General features: G+C 68.0%; 9 protein-coding genes and 1 tRNA gene. 5 read left to right on the top strand and 5 right to left on the bottom strand.

Annotated elements, in window-relative coordinates; genetic code table 11:
* Positions 1 to 143: 143 nt before the first annotated feature.
* Together D472_RS0122310 and D472_RS29355 are read right to left on the bottom strand one after the other, a co-directional pair.
* Positions 144 to 219, bottom strand: a tRNA-Arg gene (locus D472_RS0122310).
* Between the two features lie 532 nt (positions 220 to 751).
* Positions 752 to 883 carry a hypothetical protein gene (locus D472_RS29355; protein WP_275040616.1) on the bottom strand — a complete coding sequence of 44 codons (132 nt, stop codon included), beginning with the start codon at positions 881 to 883 and terminating at the stop codon, positions 752 to 754.
* Positions 884 to 1,624: 741 nt separating this feature from the next.
* Between D472_RS29355 and D472_RS0122305 the strand changes: the two genes are divergently transcribed.
* From D472_RS0122305 to D472_RS0122295, 3 genes are all read left to right on the top strand, one after another.
* Positions 1,625 to 4,510, top strand: a complete 2,886-nt coding sequence (locus tag D472_RS0122305) for a penicillin acylase family protein (protein WP_017606665.1) — start codon at positions 1,625 to 1,627, stop codon at positions 4,508 to 4,510.
* A gap of 175 nt (positions 4,511 to 4,685) precedes the next feature.
* Positions 4,686 to 5,195, top strand: coding sequence for an NfeD family protein (locus D472_RS0122300; protein WP_017606664.1), 510 nt, complete (start codon positions 4,686 to 4,688; stop codon positions 5,193 to 5,195).
* A gap of 87 nt (positions 5,196 to 5,282) precedes the next feature.
* Entirely contained in the window at positions 5,283 to 6,365 is a 1,083-nt protein-coding gene (locus D472_RS0122295; RefSeq protein WP_017606663.1) for an SPFH domain-containing protein, read from the top strand.
* A 181-nt stretch (positions 6,366 to 6,546) separates the two neighbouring features.
* On the opposite strand, the gene D472_RS0122290 is transcribed toward D472_RS0122295, so the two are convergent.
* Positions 6,547 to 7,512: a quinone oxidoreductase family protein gene (locus D472_RS0122290; RefSeq protein WP_017606662.1), complete on the bottom strand. Its 966-nt coding sequence runs from the start codon at positions 7,510 to 7,512 to the stop codon at positions 6,547 to 6,549.
* Between the two features lie 133 nt (positions 7,513 to 7,645).
* A complete protein-coding gene (locus tag D472_RS0122285; RefSeq protein WP_017606661.1) occupies positions 7,646 to 9,883 on the bottom strand; it encodes a serine/threonine-protein kinase in 2,238 nt (745 codons plus the stop codon).
* Between the two features lie 463 nt (positions 9,884 to 10,346).
* On the opposite strand from D472_RS0122285, the gene D472_RS0122280 reads away from it, so the two are divergent.
* Complete coding sequence (locus tag D472_RS0122280; protein ID WP_026117969.1) at positions 10,347 to 10,634, top strand: DUF6504 family protein; 288 nt, start codon at positions 10,347 to 10,349, stop codon at positions 10,632 to 10,634.
* A 127-nt stretch (positions 10,635 to 10,761) separates the two neighbouring features.
* Here the strand turns inward: D472_RS0122280 and D472_RS0122275 are convergent, their stop codons facing one another.
* Positions 10,762 to 11,346 (bottom strand): GNAT family N-acetyltransferase, encoded by a 585-nt coding sequence (locus D472_RS0122275; RefSeq protein WP_017606659.1) that lies wholly within the window; start codon positions 11,344 to 11,346, stop codon positions 10,762 to 10,764.
* Positions 11,347 to 11,651: 305 nt separating this feature from the next.
* Here D472_RS0122275 and bluB point away from each other — a divergent pair.
* Positions 11,652 to 13,229 (top strand): 5,6-dimethylbenzimidazole synthase (gene bluB / locus D472_RS26225; protein ID WP_033304465.1); only part of this gene is annotated, 1,578 nt, incomplete at its 3' end.

Below are 13,229 nucleotides of genomic sequence, written 5' to 3'. Positions count from 1 at the left end.
GGGGACGGCAAAGTGCTCCGGGAGGTCGACGCCCACCTGCACTGACCTTGTACTGGGGAGCACACGAGGAGCACACAAGCCCTGAAAAGGCCGCGAGGACCTCGTTCGAGGTCCTCGCTTACCCCGTCTGACCTGGGGTTTTGTGGCGCACCCGGCAGGATTCGAACCTGCGACCGTCGGATTAGAAGTCCGGTGCTCTATCCACTGAGCTACGGGTGCTCGATTTACTTGTGGCTCGTGATCGCAGGGCGCGATCAGAGCATTACCCTTGGTCGGATGGGGTGGCGACCTTGAGGGTGGTGGACCGTGTTGGGTCTCCCGGGCAGACATTCTAGGGTATTCGTCAGATGTCACCCACGGGAGGGCAAAGCCTCGCCAACTACGGTGTTTCGTAGTTGTGTCTCGTTACCACGCGCGTTCCACCAAATCGGTCGCTATGGGCTTCGCGCCCCACGTTACCGGTGATTAACCCCGAGTGTGGTGCTGTGCCGCCGGCGTTTCGTGAACTCCGAGAGTCGCCCTGGCCCAGAGGTGGTCGGGAGGCTTAGAAGACCCACCATTGGCCGAGCAGGAGCATCAGTGACGCCATCGCGAGCAGCATGCGTTTCCCTCTCCGTTCGACTCTAGAGCCTCTAGGTGTATGGGCGGATACATCGCGCGGCAAACCCGGTTTGCTGCGGTTTGGCTCCCTTCAGGGGCGCTGTTGACCGGGGCTAGCCGCGTGATCGGTGCTGAATGGGCCAGGGCCGGGCTACTCGACGACCGGAACGCGAATCCGGGGGCCGCCCGCCGTGGGCGACCCCGAGACCGTGGGCCAGGCCGCCAAGGGTCGGGCGTAGTCGACCTGCTGGTGGATCTGAGGAACGAAGGCACGGCTGTTCACGGGGAGTTGGGTGGCCTGGTAGGAGCCGCCCGCCTGAACGGTGATCCGAACCTGCCTGGTGGTCTTCCTCGTCCTTGATGAGCAGGAAGAGCGTGCCGAAGAGGCGGGTCCACCCGAAGGCGAGGATGGCGATGATGATCGCTTACGTGGGGCGGACTGTTCGGTGTGACTCGTGTCCGAAATCGTCCACAGGCTGTCTTTGATAGGGAAACCACCCGCAGGCGTGATGACACTGGTCTGGGTGATGGTGATGGCCCCGATGGTGAGCAGGGTGGTTCGTTGGGGAGGGGCGGCACGCCGGGGTCGACGGGCAGGTGTCCGCCGGTGGCGTCGAAGGGGGTGATCTCGTCTCCGGTGCGCTGCTCTAAGGGAAGGCTCTGGCCGGGGGCGGCCGTCAGGCCATTGCCAGGGCGGCCTTGCTCGGGGCGTTCGTGCGGGGATTGTGTCGAACCGATCGCCGTCGATGTTCTGTGCATGGGCGATGAGTGGCCGGCCGGTTGTGGCCAAGGTCGGTGGCGAGCCGCGGAGACCGAACCGAGGTTTTGCCTGCTGTGGCCTACATCACTCTAAACCCGGGTGTCGGTGTCGGTCTCCCCGAAAAACATGAATGTCTTTCGCGATTCACCGAATCGTGCCTACTCTGCCGCTGATCCATCTCCCGTACCCCCAGGTGGTGACCCGCACATGCCCCCTCCCTCCCCCCGACATCCCGCCCGTGGACGACGGCTCCGGGCCGGCGCCATGGGCGCCGCCTTGGCCGTGGCGGCCTCCACCGCCGCGGCCCTGCCCGCCACTCCGGCCATGGCCGAACCGGTCACCTATGAGGACTACTGCGCACCCGCCGGCTGTCTGGACATCCTTCCGCCGGGGCAGAACGGCAGCGCCACCCTGGTCGAGATCCTCGGTCACCAGGTCTTCGGCACCCGGCCAAAACACTCCTCCAGCCAGCTCGACATGTACGACGACCTCGTCCATCACTACGACGGCCTCACCCAGGACCGCTTGGACGACTTCTTCCATGACGCCTCCTTCGGTGTCGGCGACGCCGGAATCGACCGTGAGTACAGCCCTCGCGAGGACGTCACCATCACCCGCGACGCGGCTCACGGCATCCCGCACATCCAGGGCACCACCCGAGAAGGCACCATGTTCGGCGCCGGATACGCCGCCGGTGAGGACCGCCTCTTCCTCATGGACGTCTTGCGCCGGGTCGGTCGCGGCGAACTGACCTCCTTCGCCGGTGGGGCCGAGGGCAACCGGGGGATGGAACAGGACCTGTGGAGCACGGCCCCCTACACCGAGGAGGACAAGCAGGCCCAGATCGACCGAGTGGTCTCTCAGGGCGGTGAACGGGGAGCCCAGGCGATCGAGGACGTCGAGGCCTATCTGGAGGGCGTCAACAGCTACATCGACCAAGCCGACAGGGGCCGCTACTTCCCCGGTGAGTACGTCCTGACCGGGCACAAGAACGCCATCACCAACGCCGGCGAAATCGAGCACTTCAGTGTCACCGACGTCGTGGGCATCGCCGCCATGGTGGGCGGCATCTTCGGTGGCGGCGGTGGAGGCGAGGTGCGGTCCGCCATCGTCCTGGCCAACTTCCAGGACCGCTACGGCGCCGAGGAGGGCCTCGAACTCTGGCGGGCCTGGCGCATGGAGAACGATCCCGAGGCCTCGGTCAGCGTCGATGGTGAGTTCCCCTACGCTCAGAGCCCCGACGATCCCGTCGGCCAGGTCATCCCCGACGCCGGATCGGTCGAACCCTACGACATCGTTCACGACGAATACGGCTCGGCGGCTTCCGGTCCCACGCTCTCCCAGGCCACGACCGAACCCCAAGAGGTTCCCGGCCCCGATGCCCCCACGGTCGAGGAGCTCGAGCGGGAACAGCGTGAGGAGCTGGAGGAGATGGTCGAGGAGGGCGACCTGTCCGCCGTCGAGGGTGTCTTCGACGAAGGTGTGCTGCCCGAAGGCTTCCTCGACCCGCGCGGGATGTCCAACGCGCTGCTCGTATCGGGCGAGCACACCCAGAGTGGGAACCCCATCGCGGTGATGGGACCCCAGACCGGTTACTTCTCCCCGCAACTGCTCATGCTCCAGGAACTCCAGGGCCCCGGCATCAGCGCCCGCGGCGCCTCCTTCGCCGGCGTGAGCTTCTACGTCCAGATGGGGCGTGGTGTCGACTACGCCTGGAGTGCCACCTCGGCCGGGCAGGACATCACCGACACCTTCGCGGTCCAACTGTGCGAGACCGACGGCTCCGCCCCCTCCACCGGTTCACGCTCCTACGTGAACTCCGCCGGTGACTGCGTGGACTTCGAGGCCTTGAGCGTCAGCAACGACTGGAAGCCCACCGTCGCCGACGGGACCCCCGCGGGCGGCTACACGCTCACCTCGTTGCGGTCCGAATTCGGGCTGGTACGGGCTTTCGCCACCGTGGGCGGCGATCCCGTCGCCTTCACCGAGCTGCGGTCCACCTACATGCGCGAGGTCGACTCCATACTCGGATTCCAGCAGTTCAACGACCCCGAAGCGATCACCTCCGCGCAGACCTTCACCCAGGCGGCAGAGGACATCGGCTACGCCTTCAACTGGCACTACGTCGACGACCAGGACATCGCCTTCATCAATTCCGGGGCCAACCCGATCCGGATCGAGGGCACCGACCCCACCCTGCCGATCGACGCCTACTCCGGCTCCGGTTGGTCCGGCTGGGACCCGGCCACCAACGACGCCGATCACCATCCGCAGGAGGACCACCCGCAACAGATCAACCCGGACTACATCGTCAACTGGAACAACAAGCCCGCGCACGGCTACACCTCGGGGTGGTCCACCGGATCGGTGCACCGCAACGACCTGTTGGACGGCCGCGTCCTGGGGCTCATCGAGGACGGACACGAGTTCACCACCGCCTCCCTCACCGCCACGATGATGGAGGCCGGTGTCGCAGACCTTCGCGCCGAACGGGTCCTACCGCTGTTGTTGGAGGTCATCGACACCGATGAGGTGCAAGAGCCCGAACTCGTCGGGGCGGTGGAGTCCTTGCGGGCCTGGGTCGAGGCCGGTGCACTGCGTCGCGAACCCCATCGGGACGCCAGGTACTACGAACACGCCGACGCGATCCGGGTGCTGGACGCCTGGTGGCCGATCCTGGTGCGGGCCCAGTTCGAACCCGGCCTGGGCGAGGACCTGTACCGAGAACTGACCCGGGTCTCCCAGATCGACGAATCTCCCTCGGGAGCCATCGGCGACGGTGATCCGATCAGCCTCAACCAGGGCCAACCGCATCGTGGCTCGGCCTTCCAGTACGGCTGGTGGTCCTACGTGGACAAGGACCTGCGCACCGTCCTGGGCCGGAAGGTCGACGGGACGCTCGGTGACCGGGTCTACTGTGGTGAGGGCGACCTCGACGACTGCCGGACGGTCCTGTTGGACAGCCTCGCCGAAGCGGTCGCGGTGCCGGCGGGCGAGGTCTACCCCGGTGACGAACACTGCTCGGCGGGCGACCAATTGTGCGCGGACACGGTGATCCACCAGGCCGTGGGCGGGATCGGCATGTGGCCGATCCACTGGCAGAACCGGCCCACCTACCAGCTCGTCTACCAGTTTTCCGGCGGTAGGTAGCCCTCTGGGCGTCGCACACCGGCGTACACGGGTCAGCAGACGGCCCACGGCATCCCTTACGACGGGGGCGCCGTGGGCCGCGATCGTGTATCCATAGCGCGATCCTTGTGGTTCGTCGGGTTTGTGTGGGTAGTTTGAGGACTACCGAAACCACGGCGGGAGGGCTGACAGGAACATGCCTGCCTGGCTGATCTGGATCATTCTCGCGGCCGCCCTGGGGGTGGCCGAGTTCTTCACGCTGACCTTCGTCCTGGGGTTGCTGGCCGCCGCCGCTCTGGTCGCCGCGATCCTCGGAGCGTTGGGACTTCCCGTGGTCGTGCAGATCATCGGGTTCGCCGCGGCCTCCGCCGCGGGAATCGTGCTGGTCAAACCGATCATGGACCGTCAGCTCACTCGTGGTCCCGACGTCCGTTCCGGAACCGCCGCCCTCGTCGGACACTCGGCGCGGGTCCTGAGCGCGGTCGACGCCGACCACGGGCTGGTCAAGCTGAACGGAGAGGAGTGGTCGGCGCGCTCGCTCGACGAGGACCTGGTGATCCCCGTGGGCACCCACGTCGACGTCATGGAGATCGACGGGGCCACGGCCGTGGTCTACCCACGCGAGCCGCTACCCGAGATCACCGAGCAGGACCGCTCGGACCAGGACCGCCCCGACCAGAATCGCCCCGAACAGGACCGTCCCTGAACGGACCTGGAACCGAGCCACTCGAGCAACGATCACCGGTACGCGAAGCACACAGTCCCATCCCCGACCTAGGCACAGGTACAGAAGATGGACCCCGCAATACCGCTCATCATCATCGCCGTCCTCTTGGTCGCCATCGCTTTGGCGGCGATCCGCATCGTGCCGCAGGCGCGCGCCTACAACATCGAGCGCTTCGGCCGCTACATCCGTACCCTCGACCCCGGACTGAACTTCATCATCCCGGGCGTCGACCGGGTCAACACCAAGTTCGATCTGCGTGAACAGGTCTTCAGCTCCCGGCCACAACCAGTGATCACCGAGGACAACCTGGTCGTCAACATAGACACCGTCCTCTACTACCAGATCACCCAACCCAAGGCCGCCGCGTACGAGGTGGCGAACTACATCCAGGCCATAGACCAACTCACCGTCACCACGCTGCGCAACGTCATCGGCTCCATGGACCTGGAACGCACGTTGACCTCCCGTGAGGAGATCAATACCCGGTTGCGCGGTGTCTTGGACGAGACCACCGGTAAGTGGGGCATCCGCATCAACCGGGTCGAGATCAAGGCGATCGATCCACCGCCCACCATCAAGGAGGCGATGGAGAAGCAGATGCGGGCCGACCGCGACAAGCGCGCGGCCATCCTGCACGCCGAGGGTGAGCGTCAGTCACGCATCCTCAAGGCGGAGGGCGCCCGCCAGCAGGCCATCCTGGAGGCCCAGGGTGACCAGCAGGCGGCGATCCTTCGGGCCGATGGTGAGGCCAAGGCCATCGAACGCGTCTTCCAGGCCGTGCACGCCAACAACGCCGACGCCAAGTTGCTCGCCTACAAGTACCTGGAGACCCTGCCCAGTCTGGCCGAGGGCGAGGGCAACACCTTCTGGGTCATCCCGGGCGAGCTCACCGAGGCGGTCAAGAACGTCAGCCACGCCTTCGCCGGTGAAGCGGCCCGATCGGCGCCCTCCACCGAGAAGCAGCCGGAGGATGAACCGAGCGATGGTCCGGCACAGATCACCGGGCCCGACCCCGCACAGTCCTCCTCCGCGCAGGCCGCCGCGGACGCGGCCGAGGCGGCGGAGAAGGCGGTCGCGGACGCCCGTGACGACGTCCGCAGGGCCGGGGCCGGGATGGGCCAGACCCCGGAACCGCGTCAGAGCGAATGAATTCGGCCGCGCCGCTACGGACTCGTTCACGAGGCGAGGCGGCGGGCACGAAAGCGGTGGCCACCTCTCATGGGGTGGCCACCGCCGCGTGGGGTGTCGATTCCATCGCCCGGAGGCGACCACCGGCGTCGCGTTCATCGACTCGCTCGCGTGTGTCCTCGACTCCAAGGACGCAGAAGGCTCAGATCAGCATGAGCTTGCCGCTGGTGCTGCGAGAGGCCAGGTCGCTGTGCGCCCTTGCGACCTCCTCCAGCGGGTATCGGCCACCGACCCGGACGTTCAGGCGTTTCTGCTCGACCAGCGCGAACAGGTCGCGGGCACGCCCCAGCAACTCTTCGCGCTCGGCGACGAAGTGTCCCAGCGACGGGCGCGTGAGGTAGACCGAGCCCGCGGTGTTGAGGCGCTGCGGGTCCACCGGGTCCACCGGGCCGCTGGACTGTCCGAACAGGGCCAGTACCCCGCGCGGACGCAGTGAGTTCAGGCTCGCCTCGAAGGTGTCACGACCGACACCGTCGTAGACGGCCGCCACGCCCTGTCCGCCGGTGAGGTCTTGGACGGCCTCGGCCACCGAGGTCTGGGTGTACCGAATGATCTCGTCGGCGCCCGCGTCCCGGGCGATGTCCTCCTTCTCCTGTGTGGAGACGGTGCCGATCACCCGAGCGCCCCTGGCCTTGGCGAGCTGGGTGATGAGCAATCCGGTCCCGCCCGCCGCGGCGTGCACCAGCACGTTCTCGCCCTCGGCCACCGGGTGCACCGAGTGGGTGAGGTAGTGCGCGGTCATGCCCTGGAGCAGTAGGGCGGCCGCCTGTTCGTCGGTGACGGCCTCGGGCACGGGTACCAGGAGGGAGGCGTCGACCACCGCCCGGTCGGCGTACCCGCCCGGGGCCATCGCCCAGCCCACACGGTCGCCCACGGACAGGTCGGTGACTCCCTCGCCCACGGCGGCGATCGTCCCGGCGGCCTCCATCCCAGGGGTGAACGGCAGGGGGACCTGGTAGGCGCCGCTGCGCTGGTAGGTGTCGATGAAGTTGACGCCTCGGGCCCTCACGTCCACCAGGGCCTGGCCCGGGCCCGGGCTGGGGTCGTCGATCTCCTTGGGGCGCAGGACCTCGGGTCCGCCGAACTCCTCCATCACGATGGCGCGCATGTCGTCTCGTCCTCCCTGGTGTGGTGGCCGTCAAGGTGTATCGGGTCGGCTATGGGTGCTCTCGACCGTAGCGCGCCGGTCGCCTCCTCGACATGGGACCGGGCCGAGGTAGCGTGGCTTGCCCCTCCGCTGCTTACTCCTCCACGTTGATCCGGTGCAGAGCGAAGTCCGTGTAGGCCACGGCCACCTGTTCGTTGCCCACCGAGGAACGCTGGATCAGACCGACCATGCGCCGTTCGTCGTCGTCCAGGTCGGAGTCGTCCGGGAGTGGTTCCTCGTCCGTGGCGCTCAGGACCAGTTCGTCGTTGACCCACAGCCGTAGGCGCATGTAGGGGTCCTGGCCGTCCTCGGCCGTGTACTCACACGCGAACTTGAGGTTGTTGGTGTCCAGTTCGTCCAGGTCGGTCCGATAGGGCAGGTCACGGGGCGGGGCGTCCTCGCCGAACAGGCCGTAGGGTACGAACCCGTCGACCTCGGTGGTCCGGGCGAGCGCGCTCTCCCCAGCGGTCTCGGTGACCCGACGGATCTGCGCCTCACCCCCGTCGAGGCGCACCTGCGCCTCGTACATCGTGTCCTCCTCACTCTCCTGACCCCAGCAGTACGCGCCCGTCGTGGCTTCGGCCGGCCCTTCCAGGGGGGCCATGGTGGTACTGATGAGGACGTGGTCGGGGGTCGCGGGCTCGTAGGGGACCCGTGCGCCCTGCCCATCGCTGCGCGAGGCATCGAAGGTGAGCACCATGGCGCCTTGCTCGCCCCAGTACCCGATGTTGTTCAGCCCGGGGTCCTGGGGGTCGAAGTCGTAGGTACGAGGCCATCCAGGGTCCGTGGTGAAGTCGGAGACGTAGAGGCTGGTGGTGTCCTCCGGTGGCCCCTCCGTGCCGCTGAACACCAGGCTCCCGCCCACCGCGGCCACCAACACCAGTGCGGCCATACCGCCGCCGATCAGCATGAACCTACGTCGCCCACCGGAGGCGCCCCCCTTCACTGGAGGTTCGAAACCACCGGGGCCGCCCGGGCCGGTCGGAGCGGCGTGGGTGCCGAGCGCGGGCTGTCCGTGCACGGGGGAGGGGCCCTGTCGTCCCATGTGCGGGTGGGGATGAGCGTTGGGAGGGTGGCCTGCGTCGGGCCACCGCCGACCGTGCCCACCGGGTGGAGTGGGGCCCGTGTACGGCCCCTGGCCCTGCTGGGGACCCGAATGCGGTGGGGGAGTCCGGACACCGTACGCGCCCGGGTGCTGCCCGCCCGACGGGTTCTGTGGGCCGGAGGGAGCCTGGAAGCCGGGGTGTCCCGGAGGGAACGGGAGGGTGGAGGGCGGCGTCGGCTGTCGTGAGAACGTCTGCTCGGTGGCCGCGATCCGCCCCTGTTCCGCGCCCTGGTTCGGCGTCGTGCCCTGGTGGGGGCCGACGCCTTGAGGCTGTTCCCAAGTCTGTGACGGCTCGGCCGCGATCTCCTCCTCGGGCGGAGCGCCCGCCACCGGCGCGGAGGTGGGCGGTGCCCAAGAGGTGGTGATCGTGCGACGCACCTCTGCCTCCTCCGGATCCTCTTGTCCGGTCAACCGGGCCAGAATCTGCTGGGAGGTGGGTCGGTTGCCTGGTTTCTTGTCCAGGGCGGCCTCCACCAGGTCCAGCAGGCTCGGGTCCAACCCGTCCAGCTTGGGTGCGGCCGTGGAGATGTTGTGCAATACCGCGGGCACCGTCGCCGCGTTGAAGGGCGCGTTACCGGTGCCGGCGAAGGTCACCAGACAGCCCCACGCGAAGATGTCGGCCGCCGGCGTGGGCTGTTCCCCGAGGATCAACTCGGGTGCCATGTAGGAGGGGGTCCCCATGAGCTGGCTGGACCGGGTGATCCCGCCCCCGGAATCGTCCAGCGCTCGGGCGATACCGAAGTCGATCACCTTGGGGCCGACGGTGGAGAGCAGGACGTTCGCGGGTTTGAGGTCGCGGTGGATCACCCCCGAACCGTGGATGGCGGTCAACGCCGCCGCCACCCCCATGGCCAGGCCCTCCAGCGTGCCGCCGTGCATCGGTCCTCCGGTGCGCACCGCCTCGTAGAGGTTGGGGCCGGCCACGTACTCCGACACGATGAACAACGGTTCGCCGTCCAAGCGAGCGTCGATGACCCCGGCGGTGGAGAAGCGTGCCACTCTGCGGGCCGCGTCCACCTCACGGGCGAAACGCCGTCGGAAGGATTCGTCATCGGCCAGGTCCGGATGGATCAGTTTGATGGCGACGGAGCGACCGTTCTGGTCCTCGGCGAGGTAGACGGTGCCCATGCCGCCGCGCCCGAGTCGGCTGACGACGCGGTAACCGTCGAGTTCACGCGGGTCCCCTGCGCGCAGGGGCTTGTCGCTTTCATGGCCGTTGGGCGTCACAGTCGGGGGTCCTCACAGATCGTGCGATACGCGCCTATCAGCGTACCGATGCCCGCGTTCGGGCACGTATCGATGGGTGATGTTCCCGGTGGTGGCGGCCGGGAACGCGGGCGCGGGTCGGGGTCATGGGCCGAAGCCTTCGGGGCACCGGTCGTGGATCTCCTCGACTTCGGGGCTTTCGAGTAGTGCCCGGACCGAGGGTGGAACGGTTTCGGAGCGAAGCCGCGATGACGAGGTGACCGGCGTGCCGGGCACCGGGCTCCTCGGTCTTCGCGTGAAGGCCGGGTCCCACGGTGCGACGGATGGTGTCACATGAGGGGATGTCGTCAAGGCGGAAACGGTTCCACGCCCGCCCCCTCTTCGCTATGATTCGAATGTGTGTTCGAATGCCTGGTCGTACTTCCCCACGGGTGGGCGCCCTGGCGGTGTGTCCTCACGCCGCCGGACACGGAGGAGATGGTCGATGCTTGGGGGAACGGTTGTGGGGCGGTACTTCGGGGCGGAGGTCACGGTCGTGGAGGACGACGGTAGACCGACCCGTTTCGTGTGGGATGGAAGGGTCTACGGAGTACGCAGGATCATCGATCACTGGGTGACCCTGCGCAGGGACTGGGCACCGGGAAAGCGCTCTCAGGTGCCCGAACGCAAGCACTGGCGGGTGGAGGCCGGATCGGCCTACTCCCAGGGGGTGTACGAACTGTGCCACGAAACCGCCACGGGGGAGTGGCTGCTCTCCCGGGTCTGGGGGTGACCCGGCGGAGCACTCAGAAGCACCCGGGCCGGTGAGCGGACCGGCCCGGGCTGCTTCGCGGACCAAGGGCGTGGTCGCCGCGAACGGATTCGGTTCGAACCGGGGCGTGCCCAGGGCGCTTTGGGGTTCAGTCGGTCGGTCGTGGATCGGAGGGGATGAGGCTGTACACGGCCAGATCCGTCCGCCCTTCGTGCAGTGGCATGGCGTTGCGTTCGATGCCCTCGTGAACGAATCCGGCGGACTCGGCCACCCGACGGGAACCGGCGTTGCCGGAGGCGGCCTTGAGTTCGATGCGTTGGAACCCCTGGTCGAGTGCCCACCGGGAGACCGCCACGAGCGCCTCGGTGGCGTACCCGCGACCACGGGCCCACGGCGAGATCCAATAACCGACCTCGGTGACCATCGACGGCCACTCGGTGCGCAACAACGCCATGGAACCGATGAACCGGTGGTCCTTTCGAGCCAACACCGCCCAGTGTTGGCCGTCACCGCTGGTACGGATGGCCGGAGCCGAGCGCAGACAGAAGTGTTCGGCGTCGTCGCGGGTGTAGGGCGCCCCCGGGGAAGGTAGCGGGATCCATCGTTGTAGTTCGGGGTCCGTACACGAGGCGTACACGTCGTCGATGTCGCGTTCGAGCACCGACCGCAGCCGCAGCCGCTCGGTCTCCAAGATGACCGCGGGCATGATCGGAGTGCTCTGGACGGTGGTCATGGTGGTGTCGAATCCTCTTTCCTGTGCGCCGCGTAGCCGAGCCACGGCGGGACCCGCACACGATATCCGCGTCGGCCGGAGAGGAGCCAAGGGATTGTCGAACGAGCTCACCCTCATCGCCGGCCGACATGGATTCTGGCAAGGTCGGTGGTGCCCCGAAGGCTCGGTCTCAAGTCGAAGATCGGTCGCTTCGAGTCAGGACCGCTGATGAACGGGGTGGTCGTCGCGGACTACTCTGGTTCCGGTCCATGTCGGACCGGGCGAGAACGGGCAGCCCACGGACCTTTTCTTCGGGGAGTTGAGTCATGACCAATGATGACCGCGAGGACGCCCGTCATGGGGAGGACGAGGATTCCCGGGGGCGGAGCGGTGGCCCCTCATCAGACCTCGGCCCGAGTCCGGGCGGTCTGCTCGACGGGTTGCCCGAGAGCGGCAAGGGGGCTCAGGCGAAAAAACCGCGATCCGCGCCCGAAAATCCCTTCCGACGCTCCTTCTCCCAACCCCGGACTCCACGGACCGGACAGGCCTCCTCAGCGCCTTCACCGGCCCAGGAACCGCAGACCCGGCCTTCGCGGACCCCGGAGAACGCACCCACCGCCTCCGAGACGGTGGCCCCCGAGCCTTTCCCGCAGAGCCCACCGACAGAACCCGCTCGGGCACCGGAGGTCATCGAACCGGACCGGCCCAACGTCATCCCCTTTCGTGGCGGGGCCCAGCCCCGACCCCAGGCGGACGTGGCTTCGCCGACCGCGAACAGACCGGCGCGGGAGCGTTCGGTACAGACCCCGCCGGCTCCGAGTGGAGCGGTGCGGGAAACGCCACGAACCGAACAGGCTCCACCGCCCCCGAACCCACCCCCGGCGTCACCGCGGTACCCGGTACAGGGCGGATCCACCGAACCCGAACCCGGCATCGACCCCGGCCACGCGAACGAGACACACGCAGCCACCGACCCAGCAGAGCAGAGCGACACCGTGCACGCACACCGAGCAGCGGCCTCCCGACCGGAGCCGAAGCACACCGGCCCGCCCCATACGGGTGGACCCGCCCAGGAACGGACCGACCGCCCCGCCCCGGTCTCGGCGGCCGGCACCGACGAGACCGAGGCGCGCACCGGGCCGCACTTCGACGAGGTCGAACGCGCCGCCGTCTACCGGGCCATTCGCGAACGCCGCGACGTTCACACCGGCTTTCGCCCCGATCCGATCCCGGCCGACGTACTCACCCGTGTCCTGGAGGCCGCGCACCAGGCACCCAGCATCGGACACACCCAACCCTGGGACTTTTTGGTCATCGATGACACGGACCTACGCTCCCGGGTCCGTGACCTGGTCGAACACGAGCGCGGCGGGCGATCCCAGGGACGTTCGGGAAGGCGTGCCCACGCTTCGTCCGGGCTCAAGGCCGAGGCGATCCTGGACAGTGCGCTCAACATCGTGGTGACGGTGGACCCCACCCGTGGGGGACACGCGCCCGGCCGGCATTCCAAGCCCGCTTCCTACTCGGCGGCACTGGCGATCGAGAACCTCTGGCTGGCCGCCCGAGCCGAAGGGCTCGGGGTGGGCTGGATCGGTTTCGCCGACGAGCGGGGCGTCGCCGACATCCTCGCCCTCCCCTCCCACCTGGAACTCGTCGCCTACCTGTGCGTCGGCTACGTCGACGAGTTCCCCACCGAACCCGAACTCAGCCTCAGCGGTTGGGTGAAGGGACGCCCCCTGTCCTGGGCGGTGCACCGCGACCGCTACGGTCACCGCGGACTGCCCGGCCAGGAGCCCACCACCCTGCTGGAGGAGACCATCACCGCCATCGGAGCGCTGGACGCCCGCGCCGTGGAGCAGGCCCGGGACCGACAGGCCCGCATGACCAAGCCCCAAGGTTCCCTC

Source organism: Nocardiopsis alkaliphila YIM 80379 (assembly GCF_000341005.1).
Lineage (GTDB): Bacteria > Actinomycetota > Actinomycetes > Streptosporangiales > Streptosporangiaceae > Nocardiopsis > Nocardiopsis alkaliphila.
This window is presented reverse-complemented; position numbering and strand designations above follow the sequence as displayed.

Coding starts and splice junctions, on each gene's coding strand:
- D472_RS0122305 (WP_017606665.1), top strand. CDS start 1,625: ATGGGCGCCGCCTTGGCCGTGGCGGCCTCCACCGCCGCGGCCCTGCCC.
- D472_RS0122300 (WP_017606664.1), top strand. CDS start 4,686: ATGCCTGCCTGGCTGATCTGGATCATTCTCGCGGCCGCCCTGGGGGTG.
- D472_RS0122295 (WP_017606663.1), top strand. CDS start 5,283: ATGGACCCCGCAATACCGCTCATCATCATCGCCGTCCTCTTGGTCGCC.
- D472_RS0122275 (WP_017606659.1), bottom strand. CDS start 11,346: ATGACCACCGTCCAGAGCACTCCGATCATGCCCGCGGTCATCTTGGAG.
- D472_RS0122280 (WP_026117969.1), top strand. CDS start 10,347: ATGCTTGGGGGAACGGTTGTGGGGCGGTACTTCGGGGCGGAGGTCACG.
- D472_RS0122290 (WP_017606662.1), bottom strand. CDS start 7,512: ATGCGCGCCATCGTGATGGAGGAGTTCGGCGGACCCGAGGTCCTGCGC.